Raw genomic sequence first — 24,766 nt, forward strand, 5'->3', positions numbered from 1 at the left:
GATCACCCCGTGGGCGGAAGCGTCCCGGGTCCCTGCCGCAGCAGCCCGTCCGCGATCTCCCGCAGCGCCTGGGCCGTGCGGCGCTGGAGCCCCGGGCCGAAGGTGACGCGGGTGGCGCCGAGGGTGCCGAGGGCGGCGGGGGAAGGGGCGCCGGGGACCGGGCGGCGCAGGGCGTTCAGCGGGCCCTGGATACCGGCGCGCAGCAGGGGCAGGGCGTCCTCGGGGGCGAGGATCGGGTACACGCAGTCCGCGCCCGCGGCCACGTACCGCCCGGCCCGGCCGATGGCCCGGCCGGGATCGCCGTCGCCGTGCACGAAGGTGTCGACGCGGGCGTTGAGGAACAGCCGGTCGCCGGCGGCCGCGCGGACCTCGGCGAGGTAGTCGGCGTGCTCCCGCGGGTCCTTGAGGACACCCCCGTCGGAGTCCTCGAGGTTGCAGCCCACGGCGCCCGCCTCCAGCAGCCGTTCCACCAGCTCCTTCGCCGGCAGCCCGTAGCCGCCCTCGACGTCCGCCGACACCGGTACGTCCACGGCCCGCGCGATGCGTGCCACCGCGGCGAACATCTCGTCCGCCGGGACGTCCCCGTCGGCGTACCCGAGGGACGCGGCGACGCCCGCGCTGGGGGTGGCGAGCGCCGGGAACCCGGCCTCCGCGAAGACCCGGGCGCTGGCCGCGTCCCAGGGGCCGGGCAGGATCAGGGGGTCGTCGGGCAGCCGCCCGTGGTGCAGGGCGCGGAAGGTCTCGGTGCCGTTCACGGCCGGTGACCTCCCGGCGGGACACGGCGGGCGACCATCAGGCGGTTCCAGCCGTTGATGACGGTGATCAGCGCGATCAGATGGGCGAGCGCGGCCTCGTCGAAGTGGCGGGCGGCCTCCTCGTACACCGCGTCCGGCACGAAGCCGTCCGTCAGCACGGTGACCGCCTCGGTCAGCGCGAGCGCCGCCCGCTCGCGCCCGGTGAACAGGTCCTCGGTCTCCTCCCAGGCGTTCAGGAGCTGGATCCGGTCCTCCGACTCGCCGTTCTTCCGGGCGATGTCGAGATGCATGTCCAGGCAGAACGCGCAGTGGTTGAGCTGCGAGGCCCGGATCATGACCAGTTCGGCCAGGACCGGATCGCCCAGCCCCTTCTTGGCCGCCGCGCTCAGCGCCGACATCGCCCCCGAGACCTCAGGGTCCAGCAGCCGGGTCCGGCTCACTTGTGCGCCCCCGGCCGGTAGTGGCCCGGGGTCATCCGGGTGGTCACGCCGAACCGGTTCCAGGCGTTGATCACCGCGATGGCCGCGATCAGCTGGGACAGCTCGGCCTCCTCGAAGTGCCGGGCGGCCCTCTCGTACACCGCGTCCGGCACGAAGCCGTCGGTCAGGACGGTGACGGCCTCGGTCAGCTCGATCGCGGCCAGCTCCTTCTCCGTGTAGAAGTGCCGCGACTCCTCCCACGCGCTGAGCTGCACGATCCGCTCCACGCTCTCGCCGGCCGCGAGGGCGTCCCTGGTGTGCATGTCCAGGCAGAACGCGCAGTGGTTGAGCTGGGAGGCCCGGATCTTCACCAGCTCGTACAGCCGGGGTTCGAGCCCCCGCTTGGCGGCCGTATCCAGGCGGATCATGGCCTTGTAGACCTCGGGGGCGTACTGGTGCCAGGACAGGCGGGGCGCCTGCTCGGCCGCGTAGGGGGTGTCGGCGGATTCCGCTTCAGTCTCCGTGCTCATGTGCTCGACCCTAGGCGCGAAGCGTCCCAGGAGTATGGTCCATTTCCATGGCGAGAACATGGGCCACTCTGGGCGTCGACCTCCATCTGGAACCGGCCGGTCCAGGGGTGCGGCGCGGACTGACCGACGCCCTGCGGGAGGCGGTCCGCACCGGCCGGCTCGCCCCCGGCACCCGGCTGCCGTCCTCCCGCAGCCTCGCCGCCGACCTCGGCGTCGCCCGCAACACCGTCGCCGACGCCTACGCCGACCTCGTCGCCGAGGGCTGGCTCACCGCCCGCCAGGGCTCCGGCACCCAGGTCGCCGACCGGGCGGTCGCCGCCTCCGCCACCGCCCCGCCGGGCCCGCACCGCATCCCGCACCGCCCCCGGTACGACCTGCGCCCCGGCAGCCCCGACCTGGCCTCCTTCCCCCGCGCCGCATGGCTCAGGGCGGCCCGCCGCGCGCTCACCACGGCCCCGCACCACGTCCTCGGCTACGGCGACCCGCGCGGCACGGCCGAGCTGCGCACCGCGCTGGCCGGGTATCTCGCCCGGGTGCGCGGCGTGCGCACCGGCCCCGAGCACATCGTGGTGTGCGCCGGGTTCGCGCACGGTCTGCGGATCCTCGGGGAGGTGCTGCGCGGGCGCGGCACGGACACCGTCGCCGTCGAGTCGTACGGCCTCGACCTGCACCGGGACCTGCTGACCCGGGCCGGTCTGCGCACCCGCCCGCTGCCCTTCGACGAACGCGGCACGGTCGTCGCACCGCCGCCCGGCACCGGGGCGGTCCTGCTCACCCCCTCGCACCAGTTCCCGATGGGCGTGGCCCTGCCCCCGGACCGGCGCGCGGCCGTCACCGACTGGGCGCGGCGCACCGGCGGGCTGGTCCTGGAGGACGACTACGACGGCGAGTTCCGCTACGACCGCCAGTCGGTCGGCGCGCTCCAGGGCCTCGACCCCGGCCACGTCGTCTATCTGGGCACCGCCAGCAAGTCCCTGGCCCCCGGCCTGCGGCTGGCCTGGATGGTGCTGCCCCCGGACCTCGCCGAGGCGGCGGTCCTGGCCAAGGGGCACGCCGAGGTCTGCGGAGTGCTGGACCAGCTGACGCTGGCGGAGTTCATCACCTCCGGTGCCTACGACCGCCAGGTGCGCGCCGCCCGGCTGCGCTACCGGCGCCGCCGCGACGCCCTGGTGGCGGCACTGGCCACCGCCGCCCCCGCGGTCCGCCCCACCGGCATCGCCGCCGGACTGCACGCCGTGCTGCGGCTGCCGCCGGGCACCGAGCAGGCGGTGGTGCAGGCCGCCGCCTGGCAGGACCTCACCCTCTACGGCCTGTCCCGCTTCCGCCACGCGGACGCCACCGTGCCCCCACTGGACGCCCTGGTCGTCGGCTACGGCACCCCGCCCGACCACGCCTGGTCGGGGGCCCTGGACGCACTGTGCCGGGTGCTGCCCTGAGCGGGGGCGGGTGCCTGCGGGGCGGCTGCCTGCGGGGCGGGTGCCGATCCGGCTGGGGTTGCCGTGGTGCCAGGAGTTTTCGTGGCGCTCGGGGCTGCCATGATGCCTGGGGCTGCTGGTCTGGCCGTGGTGTCCGTGACGGGTGAGGCAGCGCCAGGCGGTGCGAGGCAGCCGTGGGGCCTGAGCTGCCGTGGCGACCGGAACGGCCGTGGCGGCCGCAGCGGCTGGCTCGGTCGGCGCGGCTGGGGCGTCGGGGACGGCTGAGATGGCCTGCGCCGGGGCGGAGGTGGAGGCGGCCGGCCGGCCGGGACCGGGCAGGGTGTCGTGCCGGGCGGGTTCAGGCCGAGCCGGCCGGTTCCTGGTCCTGTGCGGGCTCGGGTGTCGGTGCCTCGCCGAAGCGGGCCAGGGCCAGTGCCCCGGCCACCGCGACCGCGAAGCCGAGCACCGCGAGCCAGGCCAGCCCGTCCCGGGTGCGGTCGCCGAGCCACACCACGCCGATCGCCGCCGGGCCGAGCGTCTCGCCCAGCACCATACCGGCGGTGGCCGTGGTCACCGAGCCGCGCTGGAGGGCGGTGGTGAGCAGCAGGAAGGCGGCACCGCCGCCCAGGACCAGGGCGTACGCCGCCGGGTTGGTGAACAGCGTCGCCGGGGCGAGCGAGTCGATCAGCCGGACCGTCACCTCGACCACGCCGAAGCCGAGGCCCGCGCCCAGGCCGAGCAGCAGCGGTCGGCCGCGCTCGGGCAGCCGCCCCGCCACCGCGCCCAGCGCCAGCACGGCGAGGCCCGCGGCGAGCATCGCCCACTTCAGCGCGGCGGAACCGGGCTTGTCGCCCTCGGCGCCCGAGGCCAGCCCCAGCAGGGCGAGCCCGGCGCAGACCACCGCCACCGCGGCCCACTCCGTGCCCCTGAGCCGCACCCGCAGCAGCCGGGCCGCGGCCACCGCCGTCACCGCCAGGCTGGAGGCCAGGGCCGCGCCCACCGCGTAGATCGGCAGTGAGCGCAGCGCCGCGATCTGGAGCACGAAACCGACCCCGTCAAGACCGAGGCCCAGCAGGTACCGCCACTGCCGCAGCGCCCGCAGCAGCAGCGCCGCGTCACCGCCCGGACCCGCCTGGACGCCGTCCGCACCGGCCGCCGCCCGCGCGGCGACCGCCTGGAACACCGTCGCCGTACCGAAACACACCGCCGCGCCGAGCGCGCACACCATTCCCAGGAGCACGAAGCGACTCTAGGCGAGCGCGGCGGCACGGGGCCGCCCGCACCGGTGTTCCCGTCCCTCTCTAGGCTGTCCGACGCGCGACGGCCGGGAACCGGCCACCGGGTTCCGGCCGTGAACAACGACAGCACGTACCGGCACGGCACCACACGACGACTGAGACGGGGAGACAGGGACATGGCGGACACACGACGGCGGCTTCGGTCGGGCACGGTCGTCCTGGGGGGCATGGGGCTGCTGGCCGCCGCGCTCACCTCCTGCTCCTCCGCCCCGGACAAGCGGTGCGTGGACCGCGGCAGCTACTCGCTGTCCAAGGGCTACAAGGTCGTCGCGGACAAGAACTGCAAGACCACCAAGTCCTCGTACAACAGCGCCTGGTACTACGGCGGCAAGAAGAAGAGCGGCTGGGTCACCGGCGGTTCGTTCACCAAGCCGCGCAAGAGCTCCGGCGGGTCCGGCTCCAGCTCCGGATCCGTGTCCGGCGGCAGCCACGGCGGCGTCGACCGGGGCGGCTTCGGCGGCGGCCACGGCAAGTCCGGCGGCTGAGGCCGGAGATGGAACGCCGCACCCTCGAACCCCGGACCGGCTGGCAGCAGACCGTCGAGGCGCAGGGCCTGATCTACCCGCTCACCCGCCACCCCGACGACTCGCTGCGGCCCTACTGGGACGAGAGCGGCTGCTACGTCTTCTCGCTGCCCGAGGTGGAGGCGCTGGAGGACGTCGTCGAGGAACTGCACCGCATGTGCCTGGCCGCGGCCGGGCACATCGTCGCCACCGGGCGGTTCGCCGACCTCGGCATCACCGACCCGCGGGTCGCCGCCGCGGTCGCCGAGTCCTGGCACCGGCGGGCCGAACTCCCCTCCGTCTACGGCCGCTTCGACCTGCGCTACGACGGCACGGGACCGGCCAAGCTGCTGGAGTACAACGCGGACACCCCGACCTCGCTGGTCGAGGCGGCCTCCCCGCAGTGGTTCTGGATGGAGGACCGCTTCCCCGGCGCCGACCAGTGGAACTCCCTGCACGACCGGCTCGTCGCCGGCTGGCAGCGGCAGGCGAAGCTGCTCCCGCCGGGCGCCCCGCTGCACTTCGCGCACTCCGCCGAGGACGAGCTGGGCGAGGACCTGATGACGGTCGCCTATCTCAAGGAGACGGCCGAGCAGGCGGGCCTGGAGACCGAGTGGATCTCCGTGGAGGAGATCGGCTGGGACCCGCTGTCCGAGCGGTTCGTGGACAACGGGCTGCGGTTCATCCGCAGCGTCTTCAAGCTCTACCCCTGGGAGTGGCTGACCACCGACCGCTTCGGCGGACACGTCCTGGACACCCTCGACAACGGCGGCGGCACCGGCTCCACCCTGTGGATCGAGCCCGCCTGGAAGATGCTGCTGAGCAACAAGGCGCTGCTGGCCGTCCTCTGGGAGCTGTACCCCGGCCACCCCAATCTGCTCCCCGCCTACCTCGACGGCCCGCGCGAACTGGCCGACACCAGCGGTTACGTGGCCAAGCCGCTGCTCGGCCGCGAGGGCGAGGGCGTCACGGTGCACGAGCCGGGCACCGAGCCCGCGCCCGCGTCCGTCCCGGAGGACGAGGCGTGCTGCTACCAGGCGCTCGCCCCGCTGCCCGCCTTCGACGGCAACCACGTCGTCCTGGGCGCCTGGGTCGTCGGGGACGAGTCCGCCGGTCTCGGCATCCGGGAGTCGTCCGGTCTGATCACGGACGAGTACGCCCGCTTCGTCCCGCACGTGATCCTCTGAGCGCACCGGCCGGGACCGGCGCCGGGCGTCGGCTCAGGTGAGGCGGCTCAGGTGAGGTGGCCGAGGGTGCGCAGATAGCCGTGCAGGGCCGCGGACGCGGCCAGGCGGCGGCTGCTGCGTTCGTGCAACCGCTCCCGGCGGGCGGCGAGTTCGTCGCGGATCCGGTCCGGGCCGCCGCCCGCGCGCAGCGCCTCCAGGACCGGTCCGGCCGCCGCGAGCGGGTGGCCGCCCCGGCGCAGCAGCGCCACGACGTGCGCCGCCTGAAGCTCCGCGGGCGGGTAGCGGCGGTAGCCCGTGCCCGGCTCCCGGTCCGGCCGCAGCAGTCCGCGCTCCTCCCACAGCCGCAGCACCGGCGGCTTCACCCCCACGGCGCGCGCCGCCTCCCCGATGCGCGGCGCGCGGCGCCCGGCGGCCGGGGCGAGCGCGCCGCCGGCCAGGACCGACACCAGCGCCTCGCCCATGGCGGCCAGCCCGGCGCGTTCCCGGTCGAGGGCGCCGTGGCTCGCGTCGACGGCGGCCAGCGCCGCCCGCAGGTCCCCGGCGTGCACGGCCCGCATGACCGTGCGGGCGGCCGGCCAGCCGTGCCCGGCGGCCAGTTCCCGCAGCGCCGCCAGCGCCTCGGCGTGCACGGCCGTGAAGACCCGGTAGCCGGACGCGGTGCGCCCGGCCGGGGGCAGCAGCCCGCCATCGGCGTAGACGCGGATCTGCTGCACCGACACCCCCGCCGACCGCGCCAGCGCGGCGATCCGCACCCGGTCCTCCACGTGAGTCCTCCCCACCGATTGAGACTTTCCGGGCAGCCGGCCCGGCCCACCTGCGGACAGTCTGCGCCAAGTGCCAAGAAGCACTTGAATGAAACAATGGAAACCACCGGATCCGGCCCCCGAACCCGCCACCCGATGGGAGACGACGGACGTGCAGTTCCTTCTGGAGGTCACGATGGACCCGGCCCAGCCGCCCGAGGAGCGGGCCCGCGAACTGGGCCGCATCCTGCGCTACTGGGGCGGCAACCTCCACCACTACGCCCTCGAACCCGGTGACGGCTCCGCCGTCCACGACTCGTCCTACCGCGAGGTCGGCCGCTGGAGCATCACCGAAGCGACCGGGACCGGCACGACCGGGACCGGTACGACCGGGACCGACGGCGCCTGACACGCGCCCGCCCGGACGGACGCCGCGCCCCGCCCGCATGGTGGACGCCGCGGCGTCCGTCCCGGCACCGGCCGGTAGGCTGGCAGAGGGCCGTGACTGGCGCGCTGGGCCCCGGCGGGACGCCGGGACCCGAAGATGGGACCGACCATCGGGAAGCGGCCCGAGCAGCATCTGTGCCGTGCGCCTGGGCCGTCCCGTGAACGCCGACGCCACGTCCGGAGGTCCCCAGATGTCCGCGCCCCTGTCCACCGAGTCCACCGCCTTCCGCGCCGCGCTCGACGTGATCCGCGCCGTCGAACCGCGCGTCGCCGACGCCATCGGCCAGGAGGTGGCCGACCAGCGCGAGATGCTCAAGCTGATCGCCTCCGAGAACTACGCCTCCCCGGCCACGCTGCTCGCGATGGGCAACTGGTTCAGCGACAAGTACGCCGAGGGCACCGTGGGCCGCCGCTTCTACGCGGGCTGCCGCAACGTCGACACCGTCGAGTCGCTGGCCGCCGAGCACGCCCGGGAGCTGTTCGGCGCCCGCCACGCCTACGTCCAGCCGCACTCCGGCATCGACGCCAACCTGGTCGCCTTCTGGGCGGTCCTCGCCGACCGGGTCGAGGCGCCCTTCCTGGAGAAGACCGGCGTCCGCCAGGTCAACGACCTCGGCGACGCCGACTGGGCCGAGCTGCGTGCCGCCTTCGGCAACCAGCGCATGCTGGGCATGTCCCTGGACGCCGGCGGCCACCTCACCCACGGCTTCCGCCCGAACATCTCCGGGAAGATGTTCGACCAGCGCTCCTACGGCACCGACCCGGCCACCGGCCTCCTCGACTACGAGGCCCTGCGCGCCACCGCCCGCGAGTTCAAGCCGCTGATCATCGTCGCGGGCTACTCGGCCTACCCCCGCCTGGTGAACTTCCGGATCATGCGCGAGATCGCCGACGAGGTCGGCGCCACGCTCATGGTCGACATGGCCCACTTCGCCGGGCTGGTCGCGGGCAAGGTCCTCACCGGCGACTTCGACCCGGTCCCGCACGCCCAGATCGTCACCACCACCACCCACAAGTCGCTGCGCGGCCCGCGCGGCGGCATGGTCCTGTGCGACGACTCCCTCAAGGACCAGGTCGACCGCGGCTGCCCGATGGTGCTCGGCGGCCCGCTCCCGCACGTGATGGCCGCCAAGGCGGTCGCCCTGGCCGAGGCCCGGCAGCCCTCCTTCCAGGACTACGCCCGGCGGGTCGTCGACAACTCCCGCGCCCTGGCCGAGGGCCTGACGCGGCGCGGCGCCACCCTGGTGACCGGCGGCACCGACAACCACCTCAACCTGATCGACGTCGCCTCCTCCTACGGGCTGACCGGCCGCCAGGCCGAGGCCGCGCTGCTGGACTCCGGCATCGTCACCAACCGCAACGCCATCCCCGCCGACCCCAACGGCGCCTGGTACACCTCCGGCGTCCGGATCGGCACGCCCGCGCTGGCCACCCGGGGGCTCGGCACCGCCGAGATGGACGAGGTCGCCGCTCTCATCGACCGGGTGCTGACCGCGACCGAGCCCGGCACCACCGCCAAGGGCGCCCCGTCCAAGGCGCAGCACGTCCTGGACGGCAAGACCGCCGAGGAGATCGCCCACCGGGCCTCCGACCTCGTGGCGGGCTTCCCGCTCTACCCGGAGATCGACCTCGGCTGACCACCGGCCCGCGGCCGCCCCCCTCACGCCGGGGGGCGGCCGTCCGGTGAGGCTGTTGCACAACAGCAGGCGATTCGGGCCGCGGCTGTTGCGGACCAGTTCCGGATCGGGGGCCGTTACCTGAGAGAATGGTGAGCATGGCCAACGACCGACCTCGCGTGCTCTCCGGAATCCAGCCCACCGCAGGCTCGTTCCACCTCGGCAACTACCTCGGCGCCGTCCGCCAGTGGGTGTCCCTCCAGGAGTCCCACGACGCCTTCTACATGGTCGTCGACCTGCACGCGATCACGGTCCCGCAGGACCCGGCCGAGCTGCGCGCCAACACCCGGCTCGCCGCCGCCCAGCTGCTGGCCGCCGGTCTCGACCCGGAGCGCTGCACGCTGTTCGTCCAGAGCCATGTGCCCGAGCACGCCCAGCTCGCCTGGGTCATGAACTGCCTCACCGGCTTCGGCGAGGCGTCCCGGATGACCCAGTTCAAGGACAAGTCCGCCAAGCAGGGTGCCGACCGGGCCTCCGTCGGCCTCTTCACGTACCCCGTCCTCCAGGTCGCCGACATCCTCCTCTACCAGGCGCACCAGGTGCCGGTCGGCGAGGACCAGCGTCAGCACATCGAGCTGACCCGCGACCTGGCCGAGCGCTTCAACGGCCGCTTCGGCGAGACCTTCACCGTCCCCTCCGCGTACATCCTCAAGGAGACGGCGAAGATCTACGACCTCCAGGAGCCGTCGATCAAGATGAGCAAGTCGGCGTCCACGCCGAAGGGCCTCATCAACCTGCTCGACGACCCGAGGACCACCGCGAAGAAGGTCAGGAGCGCGGTCACCGACACCGACACGGTCATCCGCTTCGACCCCGAGGCCAAGCCCGGCGTCAGCAATCTGCTGTCGATCTACGCCACGCTCACCGGCACGGGCATCCCCGCGCTGGAGGAGAAGTACGAGGGCAAGGGGTACGGCGCGCTCAAGACAGACCTGGCCGAGGTCATGGTCGAGTTCGTGACGCCGTTCCGCGAGCAGACCCAGCAGTACCTGGACGACCCGGAGACGCTGGACTCGATCCTGGCCAAGGGCGCCGAGAAGGCCCGCGCCGTCGCCGCGGAGACCCTCGCCCACGCGTACGACCGGGTGGGCTTCCTGCCGGCCAAGCACTGAGGCGCACTCCCGCTCGCGACCGTCCCGTACGAAGCGCCGTACATCACTGCGGCTGCGCCTGCCCATCGCCGGGCCGTGGCCGTACAGTCGATAGCCGGACGGCCGGGACGAAACGGCCGGGAACACGCGAGAGCGCACGAGACGGCACGGGCCCGCCCGGCCCTCGCCCGCGGGGACGGCACGGACAGCAGAGCAGAGACCACATCGGCACGACGACAGGAGACGACGTGGGGACCGTAACGATCGGTGTGTCGATCGCGGTCCCGGAGCCCCACGGCAGCCTGCTCCAGGAGCGGCGCGCGGGCTTCGGCGACGCCGCGGCTCACGGCATCCCCACGCATGTCACCCTGCTCCCGCCGACCGAGGTCGACCGGGCCGCGCTGCCGGCCGTCGAGGCCCATCTGACCGAGGTGGCGGCGGCCGGGCGGTCCTTCCCGATGCGGCTGTCCGGCACCGACACCTTCCGGCCGCTGTCGCCGGTGGTGTACGTCCGGGTCGTCGAGGGCGCCGAGGCGTGCGCCCGGCTCCAGGAGCGGGTCCGGGACGCCTCCGGGCCGGTGGCCCGCGAACTCCAGTTCCCGTACCACCCGCACGTCACGGTCGCGCACGGCATCGACGAGGCCGCGATGGACCGCGCCTTCGCGGAGCTGGCCGGGTACGAGGCCGCCTGGACGTGCACCGGTTTCGCGCTGCACGAGCAGGGCTCCGACGGGGTGTGGCGCAAGTTGCGGGAGTTCTCCTTCGGCGGCCGCGCGGTGGTGCCCCCGCAGGCGGCCCCCGTCGACCGCGGCACCCTGCCCGCCCGCTAGGACAGGTCCTCAGGACCTGTCGTCACCTTCCCGCCTGCCCCGGGCGCCCGCCCCGCTACAGCGGCAGCCGCCGGTACAGCCCGCGCGGCAGATGCCGCAGCGCCGTCGTGACCGCCCGCAGCGCGCCCGGCACCCACACGGTCTCCGAGTGCCGCCGCAGGCCCAGCTCGACGGCGGTGGCGACCTCGCCCGGCGTGCTCGCCAGCGGCGGCACCGCGCGGCCCGCCGTGGCCCGGGACGTCACGAACGCGGGGCGTACGAGCATCACGTGCACGCCCGTCCCGTACAGCGCGTCGCCCAGGCCCTGGGTGAAGGCGTCCAGGCCCGCCTTGCTGGAGCCGTAGATGAAGTCGGTGCGGCGGGCCCGTTCGGCGGCGGCCGCGGAGAGGACGGCCAGGGAGCCGTGCCCCTGGTTCTGCAGGGCGCGCGCGGCCACCAGGGACGCCGAGACCGCGCCGGAGTAGTTGGTCTGGGCGACGTGCACCGCGTTCAGCGGCTCCCGCTCGTCGTACGCCTGGTCGCCCAGGACGCCGAAGGCCAGCAGCACCAGGTCGACGGGGCCCTCGGCGAACACCTTGCCGAGCACGCTCTCGTGCGCGCCGCAGTCGAGCGCGTCGAAGGCGACCGTGCGCACCTCGGCGCCCAGTGCCCGCAGCCGGGCCGCCTCCTCGGCCAGGGCGGGCGCGGACCGGCCCGCCAGCCACACCGTGCGGGTACGGCGCGCGATCAGCCGCCGCACGGTGGCCAGCGCGATCTCGGAGGTGCCGCCGAGCACCAGCACGGAGCGCGGCAGCCGGCCGGGTCCCGGATCGGTGAGCCGGGGGACCAGCCGGGCCAGGGAACGGGCGGGACGGGAGGCGGGACGGGGGGCCGCGCCGGGGGCGATCTTCACGGCAGACGACTGTATCGTCCGCTTATGGGCGTTCTGTCGTAGAAACGCGGTGTTGACGCGGCGCCTGAGCGGGCACAAGTCCGATCATGGACTGGCTGAAGAACCTCCCCGTGATCGGCCCGTGGCTGACACGTCTGATGCAGACGCACGCGTGGCGGTCGTACGAACGTCTGGACCGGGTCAAATGGACCCGGCTCGCCGCCGCCATGACGTTCGTCAGCTTCATCGCGCTGTTCCCGCTGCTGACCCTGGCCGCCGCGATCGGCGCCGCCACCCTCAGCACCCGGCAGCAGCACACCATGGAGAGCAAGATCGCCCAGCAGTTCCCGGGCCTGGGCGACCAGCTGCACATCACTTCGCTGGCGCAGAACGCGGGCACCGTCGGGATCATCGCCGGTGCCGCCCTGCTCTTCACCGGCATGGGCTGGGTCGGCCAGATGCGCGACTGCCTGCGCGCCGTGTGGGAGCTGCCGGACCCGGAGAAGAACCCGGTGGTGAGCAAGGTCCAGGACGCGGGGATCCTGGTGGGCTTCGGCGGCGCGGTGCTGATCACGCTCGCCGTCTCCACCGTCGCCTCGGCCGCCGTCGGCTGGACCTCGCGCGCGGTGGGCCTCGGCGAGGACGGCGCGGGCAGCGTGGTGCTGCGGGTCATCGCGTTCGCCGTCGCGGTGCTCGCCGACTTCCTGGTGCTCCTGTACGTGCTGACGCTGCTGCCCGGCGTGGAGCCGCCGCGCCACCGCCTGGTGGTCGCCGCGCTGCTCGGCGCGGTCGGCTTCGAACTGCTGAAGCTGCTGCTCAGCGGCTATATCCAAGGGGTGGCGGCGAAGAGCATGTACGGCGCGTTCGGGGTCCCGGTCGCGCTGCTGCTGTGGATCAACTTCACGGCCAAGCTGGTGCTGTACTGCTCCGCCTGGACCGCGACCGGCAGCGCGGCGGAGGCGGACGGGGACGCCGCCGGTCCGGGGACCGGCGGCGCGGACGACGGCGGCGGCGACGCGGCCGAAGGGCCCGGCGGGCGGCTCAGGGGCGCGGACGGCGCCGCATGAGCTCCGGCAGCGGCCAGCGGCGGTTGACCAGGAAGGCACCGGCCGCCAGCAGCACCAGCACCCCGCCGGCGATGCCGAGCGCGATCCCCATGCCACCGGAGCCGCTCCCGGCGGCGCTCGCGGTCTTCGCCGTGCCCTGCGTGCCGTCGGCCGGGGCGCTCGGGTCCGGCTGCGCACCGGCCGCCTGGGCGCTCCTGGGCCGTACCAGGGTGCCCACCGGCTGCACCTTGCCGGCCGCCTTGAAGCCCCAGTCGAAGAGCCGGCCGGTCTCCCGGTAGACCTCGTCGTGCACGCTGCTCTGCGGGTTCATCACCGTCACGAGCAGCACCCTGCCGTCGCGCTCGGCGACGCCGGTGAAGGTGTTGCCCGCGTTGGTGGTGTAACCGTTCTTCACGCCCGCGATGCCCGGGTAGACGGGCAGCCCGGCGTCACCGGCGAGCAGCCGGTTGGTGTTCTGGATCTCGAAGGAGCCCCGGGAGGACCGCCCCCTCTTGTTCTTGGTGGTCTCGCCGGGGAAGGCGGCGCGCACGGTCGAGCAGTACTCCCGGAAGTCCTTCTTCTGGAGCCCGGAGCGGGCGAACAGGGTGAGGTCGTACGCCGAGGAGACCTGGCCGGGGGCGTCGTAGCCGTCCGGGCTCACCACATGGGTGTCCAGCGCCTGGAGGTCCTGGGCGTGCGCGTTCATGTCCTGCACGGTCCGGGCCACGCCGTTGTTCATGGCGGACAGCACGTGCACGGCGTCGTTGCCGGACCGCAGGAAGACGCCCAGCCACAGGTCGTGGACGGAGTAGGTCTCGTTCTCCTTGATCCCGACCAGGCTGGAGCCCTCGCCCATCCCGGCCAGGTCGCCCGGGGTGACCTTGTGCGTCTGGGTCTTGGGGAACTTCGGCAGCACGGTGTCGGCGAAGAGCATCTTCAGGGTGCTGGCCGGGGGCAGCCGCCAGTGCGCGTTGTGCGCGGCGAGCACCTGCCCGGACTCGGCGTCGGCGACGATCCAGGAGCGCGCGGTCAGCTCCTTGGGCAGGGCGGGCACCCCGGGGGCCAGGGCGACCTGGGTGCCGGGCTGGGCCAGCCGGGCACCGCCCACGCCGGACATGTGCGCCGGGGGAGTGGCCGTGGGTGCGGGCGCGGCGAGCGCGGCGGGCGCGGTCACGGAGAGGGACAGCAGGGCGGCGGAGGCGACCAGCAGTGAGCGGCGGACGGTCCTGGGGGGTGCGGGCACGGTCGGAAACGTACCTGTCGTGTCCACCGCCGCCCCACCCCGGGGCCGGTTCCCGGCCGTACCCCGCCCCCGGCCCCGGACACCCGGCAGCGATACTGAGGGTATGAAGCTCAGCCGCCCCGTCTCCTGGTTCCTGCTCGCCTTCGGGGTGTGGAGCTGGGTCATCTGGATCACTTTCGTCAAGAATCTCGTCAAGGACAGCAGCGGGCTCGCGTTCGACGACGGTCATCCGACGGCGTACTTCTGGGTCCACCTGGCGTTGGCGGTCGTCTCCTTCGTATGGGGGACGGTCATCGGGGGTCTCGGGTTGCGCGGGCTGCGCGCACTGCGCCGGATGTCATAACGGGCCGGGCGGACCGGGCGGCTGACGTTCCGTCCGGAACCGGGACGGGCGTCCAGGTGTGCGGCGTATCACCTTTCATCCCGGAAGGACGGATGAAAAGGAGTAAAACGTACATTCATCGCCCTCTGAGGGGCGCCTGAGGACATCCTGTGAAACAAAGCGACAACACTTCTTCATAACGTCTTTTCATCCCTTCCTGGAACCTCTTCCCCGAGGTGAACATCGTGTGATTATGTGTGCGCGGCCCTTAGGGGTGTGGCATATGCACGGCGGCTCGCGAAGGGCCTGGGGAGGGCATCACCGATGCGGTCGGTTCGCATGCGGATTCTGCTGACACTGCTGGTTCTGGCGGTGGTCGGCGTGGGCGGCTGGCAACTCCTGCCGTCGCAGGGTGACAAGGACAAGGCGATCGTCCTGGGCACCACGGACGCCGTCACCTCGCTGGACCCGGCCGGTGCCTACGACGCCGGTTCCTGGGCCCTGTACAGCAACGTCTTCCAGTCGCTGCTGACCTTCGAGCCCGGCGGCACCCAGCCGGTGCCGGACGCCGCCAAGGACTGCGGCTTCACCGGCGGCGGTTCGCGCACCTACCGCTGCACGGTCCGCGAGGGGCTCAAGTTCCCCAGCGGCCGGACGATGACCGCCGAGGACGTCAAGTACTCCTTCGACCGGGTCAAGAAGATCAACTCCCAGGTCGGCCCGTCCTCCCTGTTCTCCACCCTGGGCTCGGTGGAGGCCGACGGCATGACCGTCACCTTCCACCTCTCCACGCCCGACACCACCTTCCCGCTGAAGGCCGCCACCGGCGCCGGCTCCATCGTCGACCACACCCGCTACGCGCTGGACTCGCTGCGCACCGGGAACGACGCCGACGGCACCGGCCCCTACCGCCTGACCGGCTACAGCAAGGACAAGAGCGCCGAGCTGAAGCCCAACGGCTCCTACAAGGGCGCCATCAGCGGCTCCGCCAAGCCGGTCCAGGTGCGCTACTTCACCGAGGGCACCGCGCTCGACAAGGCGTGGGAGGACAAGCAGGTCGACGTCGCCACCCGCACGCTGACCCCGAAGGTGCTCGCCGGGCTGAACCCGAGCGACCCCAAGCAGCGCGTGTCGGTGTCCGACAGCGCCGAGACCCGCAACCTGTACCTCAACACGCACGACTCCTCGCCGCTGCACGACGCCCGGGTCCGCCGCGCCATCGCCTGGCTGGTCAACCGCGAGGAGCTCGTCACCTCCGTCTACGACGGCACGGTCGACGCGCTGTACTCCCTGGTCCCGGCCGGCATCACCGGACACACCACGTCCTTCTTCGACTCCTACCCGGCCCAGAGCGCCAAGAAGGCCCGCGACCTGCTGAAGGACGCGGGCGTCTCCACGCCGGTGCGCTTCACCTACGGCTACGGCGAGGGCCGCGGCCAGGGCGCCCAGGAAGCCGCGGAGATCAAGAAGCAGCTGGAGGCGAGCGGCCTGTTCAAGGTCGACGTCAAGGGCTACGAGTGGACCGACTTCCAGAAGCGGTACACCTCCGGCAAGCTCGACGCCTGGGCCGTCGGCTGGGTCGCCGACTACCCCGACCCGGACACCTTCGGCGGCCCGCTCGTCGGCACCGGCAGCAGCATGAACACCGGCTACAGCAGCAAGGCCGTCGACGCACTCGTCTCCGACAGCCAGCAGTACACCGACCGCAGCCGCGCGGCCACCGACTTCCGCAGCCTCCAGGCGAAGGTGGCCGAGGACGTCCCGCTGGTCCCGCTGTGGCAGCAGAAGGAGTACGTCGTCACCACCGAGGACGTCGGCGGCGGCCAGTACCTCTCGGACGGCACGGGCGTCTTCCGCCTGTGGAAGCTCACCTGGATCTGACCCGCACCCGCCGGGCGGCCCGCCGCCCGGCGGCCGTCACGCCTGCTCGCGGGCCCTGGCCGCCGGATCCGGCAGCGCCTTCGTCATCCCCGGCAGGAAGTCCGTGAACAGCTCGTGCACGTCGAGCACGAGCGGACGCAGGGCCCGGAACCGGGCCAGCGACACCCCCCGCGCGGTGAGCCGGGCACCGCGCTCGGCCAGCCGGTAGCTGCGCTCACGGCCCTCGGTGCGGTCGAACACCCAGTACAGGACCAGGCCCATCTGGGCCAGCCACATCAGCTCGGGCAGCACCTCGCGCAGCTCCGCCGGCACCCTGGTCCGCGCCCCGTACAGCACCTCCTTGTGGACGCTGACCGCTTCCACGCGCGCGTGCTCGGACTCCGGGGAGAACGGGCTGAGCGGACTGTCGGGATCGGCGGCGTTCTTGAAGAACTGCACCGCGAACTCGTGGTACGGCGTGGCGACGTCGAGCCATGCCTTCAGCACCCCCGCCAGCCGCGCCTGGAGACCCGTCTCGCGGGCCAGGACCTCGCGCACCGCCTCCCGGTGCTCGGCGGCGATCCGGTCGTAGAAGCCCTGGATCAGATGTTCCTTGCCCGCGAAGTAGTAGTACGCGTTGCCGACCGAGACCCCGGCCTCCTGCGCGATGGCCCGCATCGTCGTCCGGTCGTAGCCGCGCTCCTGGAACAGGCGCATGGCCGTCTCCAGGATGAGGGCGCGGGTCTGCTCGGACTTGCTCGGGGCCGGGCCCGCGCCGCTGGTCACGCTCTTGCCGCCGGGGCTCTTCTTCTCGGACACGGACAGAGCCTAGCCAGTGCCCGCGCGCCGTCGGCGGCCAGCCGCTCAGGGCCTGCGGCCCAGCTCCGGGCGCTTGGTGTAGTCGGTGAGACCGAGGACGTTGCCCCAGGGGTCGGCGATCTCCACGGTCCAGCCGGTCGCCTGCGCCACCGGCGCGTCCAGCGGCTCGATCCCGGCCGCCGCCAGCGCGCGGGCCGCCGCGCGGGCGTCCGGGACCTCCAGCCACAGCCGCGGGGTGTGCCAGGGCGGCGGCCGGTGCCCGAGCGCCTCCTGACGGCGCAGCAGGATCCCCGGGGTCTCCCCGCCGACCTTCAGCAGCGCGATCCCCGCCTCGTCCAGCCGGAAGGCCACCGTGAACCCGGCCCGCCCGTAGAAGGCGGCGGCCTCGTCGAGATCACCCACGGCCAGCAGCACGTTGTCGAACCCGAGCAGCTCGTACGACTCGTCATCTGACATGTGATCAGGTTAGGTACGGCCCGGCCGCCCGCCCGCGCGCCCACCCCGCACGGCGGCCCGCGAGGTCACCCGCCCGGCGCACCGGTCCCGCGGGCTCTGTTCCGTACCGTTCCGTACCGGACGCTGTCGGTGAGTCCGGGGGCCGTGTGGGCGGCTCTGGCCGCGGCCACCGGCTCACCGCACCACCGCAGCTCACCGAAAGGAGCACCGCGCCGCCGCAATCGCGCGGCGCCTGACGTCATCCGGCGCACCGGCGGCACCGTGGATGTGAGTCCGGAAAACCATGGCCATGGCCGGGCTGTCCAGCCGGACCGGCTGCGGAGAGCAGTCCGTGCGGCACGATCCAACTCCACGTACCGCGCCCCATACACGGCTCGACGACCGCCTAGCCACACTGGACACGGTCTTCTGGCCGCGCTCACTTCGACGCCTTCGGCCGCAGCATCACCGCCGCCAGGGCCGCCGTCGCGATCAGCACGGTCGTCGCGATGACCGCCACGACCGTGAACCCCCGGTCGTATGCCTGACGGGCCGCCCTCATGACGGCGTCGGCGGTGGGTGACGGCAGGTGGGCGACGGTGTCCTCGGCGGCGGAGAAGGACTCCTCGGCGTGGGCGTGATCGTCGGCGGCAAGACCCGGCACCTTGGGCAGACCGGTGCGGTAGACGAGGGTCAGGGCGGTACCGAGGAACGCGACGCCGAGGCCCGCACCGAGTTCGAAGGAAGTCTCCTGGATGGCGGCGGCCTCTCCGGAGCGCTCGGGTTGGGCGGCGCTCATGATGGAGTCCGCGCCCAGCGTCATCACGATCCCGGCGCCGTACCCGGCACACAGCAGCGGCAGCAGGAGCACCCCGTAGTGCGCGGTGTCCCCGACGGCGGCGATCGCGGCGTAGGCGGCGGCGAAGAGAAGCAGCGCCCCGGTGAGCGAGCGGCGGTTGCCCCAGCGCGCGGAAGCCCAGGGCGCCGTGACCGCGCCGACCGCGTTGGCGGCGGCCAACGGCATCAGGGCGAGCCCGGCGCGCAACGGCGAGTAGCCGCCGACCTGCTGGAGCCACTGGGTGAGGAAGAAGAGCAGAGCGACATAGCTGCCGAAGCAGCCGATGACACACAGGGTGGCGGTGGTGAACCGGCGCTCGTTGAAGAGGGAGAAGTCCAGCAGCGGCTCCGTGAGGCAGCGTTGGCGGCGCACGAAGACGTACAGCAGCGCGGCCCCGCCGACTGCCGTGATCACGATCACGGTGTCCACGCCGGCGTGCTCGCCGGCCTGCTTCAGCGCGTACACCACGCCCGCGAGCCCGGTGACGGAGAGTGCGACACTGGCCACGTCCCAGTGGCGCGGCACGGGGTTCCTCGATTCGGGGACGACGCGGGCGCCCACGGCCAGGATGACGACAATGACGGGGACGTTGACGAGGAACACCGCGCCCCAGCCCCAGCGTTCGGCGACGATCCCGCCGACCAGGGGCCCGATGGTCGCGCCGACGCTGTGCGCGGAGGTCCAGATGCCGATCGCCAGGGCCCGCTCCCGGTCGTCGGTGAAGACGACCCGGATGATCGCAACCGTCGAGGCCATGATCATCGCGGCGGCGACGCCCAACGCGGCACGCGCGGCGATGAGTTGGCCGGTGGAGGTGGAGAACGCGCAGGCGGTCGAGGCGAGACCGAAGGCGAAGAATCCGCTCAGCACCATCTTGCGCCGGCCGATACGGTCCCCGAGTGTCCCGCACGTCACGAGCAGGGCGGCGAGTGCCAGCGAGTACACGTCGACGACCCACAGCAACTGCGCGGCGCTGGGATGGAGGTCGCGGCTCATGCTCGGCACGGCCACATGCAGCACGGTGAGGTCGATCCCGCACAGCAACAGGCTGCCCGAGACCACGGCCAGGACCAGCCAGCGCCGGTCGGGCGAGGCGGTCTCCTCCGGTGTCCGTGCCGGTGCGGGCGCGTCCTTGTTCAACATATCCTCAGTTTCCGCGCGTATCAACGCGAGCCGCAAGTACGATCATTTGTGTCCCCTGGTTCAAATCGGTATACCAATGGAGGTCAGCGGTGCGTTCCGATGTCGAAGAAGCACCCGATTGCTGCTCGGTGGAGTTCGCCATGGAAATTCTTGGCGGCAGATGGAAACTGGCCATTCTGAAGCAGCTGGCGGCGGGTACGCTGCGTTTCGGCGAGCTCCGACGGGCGCTGCCACCGATCACCCAGCGCATGCTGACCCGACAGCTGCGGGAGCTGGAGGCGGACGGTCTGGTGGCCCGGACCGTCCACCGGGAGGTACCGCCGCGCGTGGAGTACACACTGACGGGCGTCGGTCACAGCCTGGACTCCATCACCGAGGAACTGGACAAGTGGGGACGTTGGTACCGGGAGACGGTCCGGCGTCCGTCATAGCGGCATGGCGTCACAGAGTCGTACGGATCTCGTCGTACGCCAGGCGCGGGCCGCGCGGGCGTGCATCCCGTACGGGCCGGCCGATGTTCACGGCGAACAGCACGGATCGCCGGCCGTCGGGGAAGAATTCGCGGTTGACACCGTCCTCGTCGAATCCGCTCATCGGTCCGGCGGCGAGACCCGCCGCCCTGATCCCGATGACGAAATAGGCGGCTTGCAGAGTTCCGTTCAGCAGTGCCGAGCGTTCTCTGAAAGCGGGGTCCCGGGTGAACAGGTCCATCGCACCGGGGAACTGTGGGAACTGCTCCGGAAGCCTGCGGTGGAATTCGTTGTCGACGGCGAGGAGTGCGGTCAACGGTGCCTTGAGGGTCTTTTCCCTGTTGCTCCTCGACAGGTGGGCGACCAGCCGCGCCCGGCCGGCGGCCGAGCGCAACAGGAGGATTCTGAGGGGTTGCTGGTTGAAGGCGGTCGGGCCGTCGCGGACCAGGTCGTGGACGGCGCGGACCGTGTCGTCGTCCACGGGGTCGCCGGTGAACCGGTCCGCGGTGAACGCCTTCCGGAACAGCAGGTCCTGGGCGGTGTCGTCCAGGACCAGCCGTCGTGTCGTCTGTGTCATCCGGTCAGAACTCGGTGAGGTTCTGGCGGAGGGTGTTGCCGTGCCTGTAGGCGGTGCGGGTGAGGCCGCGCCGTTGCAGTGCGGGCACCAGCCCGTCGGTGATCTCGGTGACCCAGCGCCGGTTCATGCGCAGTACGGGTGTCGTCAGCATGAAGCCGTCACCGCCGACCTCCTCCATGGCCGCCCCCATCTGCTCGGCGATCTGGTCAGGAGTGCCGACCAGCTCCATCGAGGAGACGAGCCCGCCGGCCGCGTCCATGGCCAGCTCTCGGAGGGTCTTCCCACTGCCCCACTGCTGGAGCTGGTCCAGCGAGCCCTGTTCGCCGTTGGTCTCCAGGCGATACGGCAGCGGCTCGTCGAGGTCGAACTGCGCGAAGTCGATCTCGGTGAGCGCGGAGGTCTCGGCGAGGACATCGTGGATGAACTGCGGGGAAGAGATCTCCCGTCGGTACTTCTCGCGGGCGTCCTCTTCGGTCTCGCCCAGGGTGGGCGTGACACAGAACAGCACCTTGACATCGTCCGGGTTCCGGCCGGCCGCCTCGGCGTGCGCCCGCACCTGGTCGCGGAACTCCTTCATGGCCTTCACGCCGTTGGCGATGGCGATCACCGAGTCCGCGTTGCGCGCGGCGAAGGCCCGGCCCCGGGGCGAGGCACCGGCCTGGGTGAACGCGGGTCGGTGCTGTGGGGACGGCACGGTGTTGAGGGGGCCGCGCACACTGAAGTACTTGCCCCGGAAGTGGATCGGCCGGACCTTCGTGTGGTCGGCGTAGATGCCGTTCTCGCGGTCCAGGACGACGGCGTCGGCGTCCCAGGAGTCGAACAACTGCCGCACCACGTCGACGTATTCGTCGGCCATGGCGTAACGGTCATCCCGGGACGGGAGCTTGTCGAGGCCGAAGTTCTGGGCCGCCAGGTCCTCGGCGCTGGTGACGATGTTCCAGCCGAACCGCCCGCCGAGCATGCTGTCCATGGTGGAGGCCAGCCGGGCGGTCATGAAGGGCGGGTACGCCATCGTGGAGAGGGTGGCGACGATGCCGAGGCAGGAGGTGGCCAGGCCCATTGCCGCGGCCAGCGGTACGGGGTCGTGCTTGGGGACGACCATGCCCTGCCGCAGGGCGCGTTCGGAGGTGCCGCCGTAGCTCTCGGGGACCATCAACTTGTCCTCGATGATCACGTAGTCGAAGCAGGCTCGCTCCAGCGCCTGCGCGACCTCGGTGTGGAAGCGCCCGTCCCAGGGCGAGCCCCCGGTGCCGAAGGGGCCCTGCCAGTCGTCCGGCGTGAAGTTGAAGATACAGGCGAGGTGGAACTTGCTGGTCACTGCTCTCTTCCTCCGGGTCGACGGCTCACGGTCACTTTCCTCCGGATCGGCGGTCGGGCCGGGTCTGGGCGAAGAGCAGCCCCTTGCCGTCGCGGATCATCGCCGTTGCCTCCTCGACGATGTGCCGCAGCAGCTTCTTGCCAAGACCGGCGCTCGATCCGGAAGTCGACGACAGGACACCCTGGTTGGTGCTCTGTCCGACGTCGATCGGGTGCAGGTAGACGCCCGCGCGGGGCGGTGCGTCGTGGTGGGGACGCTCGTCGGTGACGAGGTCGGGGCGCAGATGGAGCATGAGGCTGGTTTCGGTGACCCCGGCGTGCTCGGCATGCCAGCCGGGGAACCGAGGGAGTTCCCCGAGGATCCAGGTATCGCGGACCAGTGACCACCAGCTGAATGCGAACACCTCGGTGTCGTCGAGGAGTCCTCGCTCACGCACCTGGTCGATCGCCTCGAAGAGGAACGGTTCGTTCTCGTAGTGCCCGTTGACGACCACGAGACGGGCCATGGGGAGCGCGACGAGCGCCCGTAGCGTCTCGGCCAGGTAGCGGACGAGGGTGTCGCCGCCGACGTAGAGCGTGCCCGGGAAGTGCAGTCCGCCGCCGCTCTGCGGCAGGGAGCGGGCGCCGACCGCCTGCGCGGGGAGGACGAACGCATCGAGGGCGTGGGCGAGTTCGGCGGCGACGGCTTCGGCGAGGAGCAGGTCGACGGAGAGCGGGAGGTGCGGACCGTGCTGCTCGATCGCCCCGATCGGCCAGACGACCGTCCGTCCCCGCACCGCGTTCGTGACCTGGCTGCTCGTCAAGTCTGTGAGCAGTGGAGTCATAAGGGCGCTCCTTGGGGTTCGCCCAGGAGTTCACGGGTCTCGCCGAGGATGCGCTCCAGGGTGTCGTACATGTCGGTGTGCAGGGCGGTGTAGACCTGCGCGACGTTTGCGCCGACGCTCAGGTAGTCGGCGACGTCCCGGCCGCTGTTCACTCCGCCGACGCCCATGATCGGCAGGGTGATGCCCCGCTTGCGCAGCTGCCACGTCGCCGCCAGGACAAGGGGTTTGAGGCCAGGACCGGAGTAGCCGTAGACGCCGTTCAGTTCGAGGTCGCCGGTCTCGGGTGAGACGGCCGCGCCGGGGATGGTGTCGCTGAGGGTGATGGCGTCGGCGCCGCCGGCGATGGCGGCCCGGACCCGGTCCTGGAGACCCTCGCCGACGGCGAGTTTGACGGACAGGGGCAGCCCGGTGCGGCTGCGGGTGGCGGAGGTGTAGGCGTAGACCCGGTCGGGGTTGTCGTCCTCCAGACCGTCCTCCTCGTTGAGGCAGGAGATGCCGAGTTCCAGGGCCCGGCAGCCGGTCGTCTCGACGTCCCGGGCCAGGGCGGCGAGTTCATCGGGGCTGTCGGCGTGCAGGGAGGCGATGACCGGCAGCCGGTCCTCGGCGAACGAGCGCAGCACTCGCAGCCAGTGGCTGACCGGTCGCTTGGAGTACGTGGTGCTGTTCAGCATGCCGACGGGCAGCCGCAGGATCCGCTCGTCGAGGCCCTGAGGCGGATTGGGATGGATGGTCTTGGTGACCACGGCTCCGGCGCCCTTTTCCAGCAACCGGCGGATATTGCGTTCCTGGTCCGTGAGCAGCCCGGATCCGACGACCACGGGGGCGGTCAACGGCATTCCGAGGATCGATGTATCGCGCACTCGGTGACTCCGTCCGGAGAATGTGAGCGGGGTGGGGGGTTGGACGGATGCCTAGGCGACGAGACCCGCGCCGATCGCCTCGCGCTGGCGCTCGGTGGCGCCCAGCACGGCGTCGACGAGGAGGCTTGGCTTCTCCGTGAACTCGTCGAAGTCGATGTGCTGGACGAACCCGACGCGGTGCAGCCCCTTCAGGAGATGGCTGGCGGACTCGACGACGGGTTGCTTGGTGATGAGGACGATGGGCCGCCCGAGGGCCGTGGCCCAGCCGAGCTCGACGTGGGTGCCGTCGGTGCGGCGCAGGATGCCGTCCTCCCGCTGGACGGGCAGCACCGGCACGAACACGTCGCACTTCCTCATCCAGCGGAAGTCGCGTACCGAGACCTGCTCGGGTGTGAACGACGCGGTCTCCTCGCCGAACTTCTCGACGACGTGCGCGGAGAACACGTTGGCGCCGTTCTCGGTGACCGTGCCGATGGCCGTGGTGATCGCATCCTGTAACTGGCCGACGAACCCGTCGGCGAGGATGGCATGTTGGATCGGCCCGCCCACGAAGACGTCGAGTCCGGCGAGGAGGCCGGATTGAAGGGCAGCGGACTCGTCGGACGCAGGGGTCACTGACATGGAGGTCTCTCCTTGGGCACGGAGCGGGAGGATGTTCAGGACGCGTCGGCGAGACGCGCGTACCGGCCCCGGTAGAACAGCAGGGGCGCACGCGGCTCGGTCGGCGTGTCCACCCGTCGTACGCCGGCCATGACGACCAGGTGGTCGCCGCCGTCGTACTCGGTGTGCAGGCGGCAGTCGATCCAGGCGGTCGCGTCGGCGAGGCGGGGCGCGCCGCCCGGTGACGGGGTCCACGCGATCTCGTGGAACTTGTCGCCGCCGGAGCGCGCGAACCGTTCGCTGACCGGCTGCTGGGCCTGGGCGAGCACATTGACACAGAAGGATGCGCTGTTCCTGACGATGGGCCAGCTCTTCGACGTACGGCTGACGCACAGAAGGATGCGGGGCGGTTCGAGGGAGAGCGAGGAGAAGGACTGACAGGTGAAGCCGACGGGGCCGGTCGGCCCCATGGCGGTGACCACCGTGACGCCGGAGCAGAACCGCCCCAGGACGGAGCGGAACTCATCGGAGGTGACGTGGTCCTGGACTGCTGCGGTGGTGCTCTCGCGTGCCAAAAGCTCTGTCCTCTCGGGCCGTACAGCCAGGTCGGATCCGAAAAGCGCAAGCCGCATCACCGTGGGCGACGG

The 24,766-nt window shown here is 72.1% G+C and carries 27 protein-coding genes; 11 read left to right on the plus strand and 16 right to left on the minus strand.

Annotated elements, in window-relative coordinates:
• Positions 1 to 2: 2 nt before the first annotated feature.
• Genes R4Z62_RS20680 through R4Z62_RS20690 form a run of 3 tightly spaced genes read right to left on the minus strand, consistent with a single transcriptional unit; the run spans position 3 to position 1,704 of the window.
• Positions 3 to 755, minus strand: coding sequence for an isocitrate lyase/PEP mutase family protein (locus R4Z62_RS20680; protein ID WP_491520582.1), 753 nt, complete (start codon positions 753 to 755; stop codon positions 3 to 5).
• Positions 752 to 1,195, minus strand: coding sequence for a carboxymuconolactone decarboxylase family protein (locus R4Z62_RS20685; RefSeq protein ID WP_491520583.1), 444 nt, complete (start codon positions 1,193 to 1,195; stop codon positions 752 to 754). Before R4Z62_RS20685 ends, R4Z62_RS20680 begins: the two co-directional genes overlap by 4 nt.
• Positions 1,192 to 1,704, minus strand: coding sequence for a carboxymuconolactone decarboxylase family protein (locus tag R4Z62_RS20690; protein ID WP_018564932.1), 513 nt, complete (start codon positions 1,702 to 1,704; stop codon positions 1,192 to 1,194). The genes R4Z62_RS20685 and R4Z62_RS20690 overlap by 4 nt, the downstream gene beginning before the upstream one ends.
• Before the next feature lie 47 nt (positions 1,705 to 1,751).
• On the opposite strand from R4Z62_RS20690, the gene pdxR reads away from it, so the two are divergent.
• A complete protein-coding gene (gene pdxR / locus R4Z62_RS20695; RefSeq protein WP_491520584.1) occupies positions 1,752 to 3,140 on the plus strand; it encodes a MocR-like pyridoxine biosynthesis transcription factor PdxR in 1,389 nt (462 codons plus the stop codon).
• A gap of 337 nt (positions 3,141 to 3,477) precedes the next feature.
• On the opposite strand, the gene R4Z62_RS20700 is transcribed toward pdxR, so the two are convergent.
• Positions 3,478 to 4,347: a hypothetical protein gene (locus R4Z62_RS20700; RefSeq protein ID WP_491521902.1), complete on the minus strand. Its 870-nt coding sequence runs from the start codon at positions 4,345 to 4,347 to the stop codon at positions 3,478 to 3,480.
• 186 nt (positions 4,348 to 4,533) lie between these two features.
• Here R4Z62_RS20700 and R4Z62_RS20705 point away from each other — a divergent pair, with 186 nt between their 5' ends.
• A complete protein-coding gene (locus R4Z62_RS20705; protein WP_064534809.1) occupies positions 4,534 to 4,902 on the plus strand; it encodes a hypothetical protein in 369 nt (122 codons plus the stop codon).
• A gap of 8 nt (positions 4,903 to 4,910) precedes the next feature.
• Positions 4,911 to 6,107: a glutathionylspermidine synthase family protein gene (locus tag R4Z62_RS20710; protein WP_491520585.1), complete on the plus strand. Its 1,197-nt coding sequence runs from the start codon at positions 4,911 to 4,913 to the stop codon at positions 6,105 to 6,107.
• Positions 6,108 to 6,154: 47 nt separating this feature from the next.
• Here the strand turns inward: R4Z62_RS20710 and R4Z62_RS20715 are convergent, their stop codons facing one another.
• The gene (locus tag R4Z62_RS20715) at positions 6,155 to 6,886 is read right to left on the minus strand and encodes a MerR family transcriptional regulator (protein WP_491520586.1); all 732 of its coding nucleotides are present in this window, start codon (positions 6,884 to 6,886) and stop codon (positions 6,155 to 6,157) included.
• Positions 6,887 to 7,022: 136 nt separating this feature from the next.
• Here R4Z62_RS20715 and R4Z62_RS20720 point away from each other — a divergent pair, with 136 nt between their 5' ends.
• The 4 genes from R4Z62_RS20720 to R4Z62_RS20735 all read left to right on the plus strand — a co-directional run bounded on the left by R4Z62_RS20720 (position 7,023) and on the right by R4Z62_RS20735 (position 10,894).
• Entirely contained in the window at positions 7,023 to 7,259 is a 237-nt protein-coding gene (locus R4Z62_RS20720) for a hypothetical protein (protein WP_491520587.1), read from the plus strand.
• Positions 7,260 to 7,488: 229 nt separating this feature from the next.
• Complete coding sequence (locus R4Z62_RS20725) at positions 7,489 to 8,934, plus strand: glycine hydroxymethyltransferase (protein WP_491520588.1); 1,446 nt, start codon at positions 7,489 to 7,491, stop codon at positions 8,932 to 8,934.
• A gap of 137 nt (positions 8,935 to 9,071) precedes the next feature.
• A complete protein-coding gene (gene trpS / locus R4Z62_RS20730; protein WP_037872751.1) occupies positions 9,072 to 10,085 on the plus strand; it encodes a tryptophan--tRNA ligase in 1,014 nt (337 codons plus the stop codon).
• Positions 10,086 to 10,312: 227 nt separating this feature from the next.
• On the plus strand, positions 10,313 to 10,894 hold the full coding sequence (locus tag R4Z62_RS20735) for a 2'-5' RNA ligase family protein (protein ID WP_491520589.1): 582 nt from the start codon (positions 10,313 to 10,315) through the stop codon (positions 10,892 to 10,894).
• Positions 10,895 to 10,949: 55 nt separating this feature from the next.
• Here the strand turns inward: R4Z62_RS20735 and dprE2 are convergent, their stop codons facing one another.
• Entirely contained in the window at positions 10,950 to 11,732 is a 783-nt protein-coding gene (gene dprE2 / locus R4Z62_RS20740; RefSeq protein ID WP_491521903.1) for a decaprenylphospho-beta-D-erythro-pentofuranosid-2-ulose 2-reductase, read from the minus strand.
• Positions 11,733 to 11,872: 140 nt separating this feature from the next.
• On the opposite strand from dprE2, the gene R4Z62_RS20745 reads away from it, so the two are divergent.
• Positions 11,873 to 12,832, plus strand: a complete 960-nt coding sequence (locus tag R4Z62_RS20745) for a YihY/virulence factor BrkB family protein (protein WP_355476140.1) — start codon at positions 11,873 to 11,875, stop codon at positions 12,830 to 12,832.
• Here R4Z62_RS20745 and R4Z62_RS20750 read toward each other — a convergent pair.
• Entirely contained in the window at positions 12,807 to 14,054 is a 1,248-nt protein-coding gene (locus R4Z62_RS20750; protein WP_491520590.1) for a D-alanyl-D-alanine carboxypeptidase family protein, read from the minus strand. The two genes, R4Z62_RS20745 and R4Z62_RS20750, sit on opposite strands and share 26 nt — an antisense overlap.
• Before the next feature lie 103 nt (positions 14,055 to 14,157).
• Between R4Z62_RS20750 and R4Z62_RS20755 the strand changes: the two genes are divergently transcribed.
• Together R4Z62_RS20755 and R4Z62_RS20760 are read left to right on the plus strand one after the other, a co-directional pair.
• Positions 14,158 to 14,397 (plus strand): SCO4848 family membrane protein, encoded by a 240-nt coding sequence (locus tag R4Z62_RS20755; RefSeq protein WP_018564945.1) that lies wholly within the window; start codon positions 14,158 to 14,160, stop codon positions 14,395 to 14,397.
• Between the two features lie 318 nt (positions 14,398 to 14,715).
• Entirely contained in the window at positions 14,716 to 16,257 is a 1,542-nt protein-coding gene (locus R4Z62_RS20760) for an ABC transporter substrate-binding protein (RefSeq protein ID WP_491520591.1), read from the plus strand.
• Positions 16,258 to 16,293: 36 nt separating this feature from the next.
• Here R4Z62_RS20760 and R4Z62_RS20765 read toward each other — a convergent pair whose 3' ends face one another.
• From R4Z62_RS20765 to R4Z62_RS20775, 3 genes are all read right to left on the minus strand, one after another.
• Positions 16,294 to 16,953, minus strand: a complete 660-nt coding sequence (locus R4Z62_RS20765) for a TetR/AcrR family transcriptional regulator (protein WP_491521904.1) — start codon at positions 16,951 to 16,953, stop codon at positions 16,294 to 16,296.
• A 147-nt stretch (positions 16,954 to 17,100) separates the two neighbouring features.
• A complete protein-coding gene (locus R4Z62_RS20770) occupies positions 17,101 to 17,511 on the minus strand; it encodes a VOC family protein (protein WP_064534822.1) in 411 nt (136 codons plus the stop codon).
• A gap of 418 nt (positions 17,512 to 17,929) precedes the next feature.
• Positions 17,930 to 19,471, minus strand: coding sequence for an MFS transporter (locus tag R4Z62_RS20775; RefSeq protein ID WP_064534824.1), 1,542 nt, complete (start codon positions 19,469 to 19,471; stop codon positions 17,930 to 17,932).
• A gap of 89 nt (positions 19,472 to 19,560) precedes the next feature.
• Between R4Z62_RS20775 and R4Z62_RS20780 the strand changes: the two genes are divergently transcribed.
• Entirely contained in the window at positions 19,561 to 19,902 is a 342-nt protein-coding gene (locus R4Z62_RS20780) for a winged helix-turn-helix transcriptional regulator (protein WP_064534826.1), read from the plus strand.
• A 10-nt stretch (positions 19,903 to 19,912) separates the two neighbouring features.
• On the opposite strand, the gene R4Z62_RS20785 is transcribed toward R4Z62_RS20780, so the two are convergent.
• The 6 genes from R4Z62_RS20785 to R4Z62_RS20810 are packed head-to-tail and all read right to left on the minus strand — an operon-like array spanning position 19,913 to position 24,694.
• Positions 19,913 to 20,518 carry a malonic semialdehyde reductase gene (locus R4Z62_RS20785; protein WP_355476131.1) on the minus strand — a complete coding sequence of 202 codons (606 nt, stop codon included), beginning with the start codon at positions 20,516 to 20,518 and terminating at the stop codon, positions 19,913 to 19,915.
• Positions 20,519 to 20,522: 4 nt separating this feature from the next.
• Entirely contained in the window at positions 20,523 to 21,836 is a 1,314-nt protein-coding gene (locus R4Z62_RS20790; protein WP_491520592.1) for an NtaA/DmoA family FMN-dependent monooxygenase, read from the minus strand.
• Between the two features lie 31 nt (positions 21,837 to 21,867).
• A complete protein-coding gene (locus R4Z62_RS20795; RefSeq protein WP_355476129.1) occupies positions 21,868 to 22,659 on the minus strand; it encodes a creatininase family protein in 792 nt (263 codons plus the stop codon).
• Positions 22,656 to 23,519 carry a beta/alpha barrel domain-containing protein gene (locus tag R4Z62_RS20800; RefSeq protein ID WP_355476127.1) on the minus strand — a complete coding sequence of 288 codons (864 nt, stop codon included), beginning with the start codon at positions 23,517 to 23,519 and terminating at the stop codon, positions 22,656 to 22,658. Before R4Z62_RS20800 ends, R4Z62_RS20795 begins: the two co-directional genes overlap by 4 nt.
• A 51-nt stretch (positions 23,520 to 23,570) precedes the next feature.
• On the minus strand, positions 23,571 to 24,140 hold the full coding sequence (locus R4Z62_RS20805) for a nucleoside 2-deoxyribosyltransferase (RefSeq protein ID WP_079159046.1): 570 nt from the start codon (positions 24,138 to 24,140) through the stop codon (positions 23,571 to 23,573).
• A gap of 35 nt (positions 24,141 to 24,175) precedes the next feature.
• The gene (locus tag R4Z62_RS20810) at positions 24,176 to 24,694 is read right to left on the minus strand and encodes a flavin reductase family protein (protein WP_355476124.1); all 519 of its coding nucleotides are present in this window, start codon (positions 24,692 to 24,694) and stop codon (positions 24,176 to 24,178) included.
• Between the last annotated feature and the right edge of the window lie 72 nt (positions 24,695 to 24,766).

This window comes from Streptomyces sp. PL-25 (genome assembly GCF_058344915.1).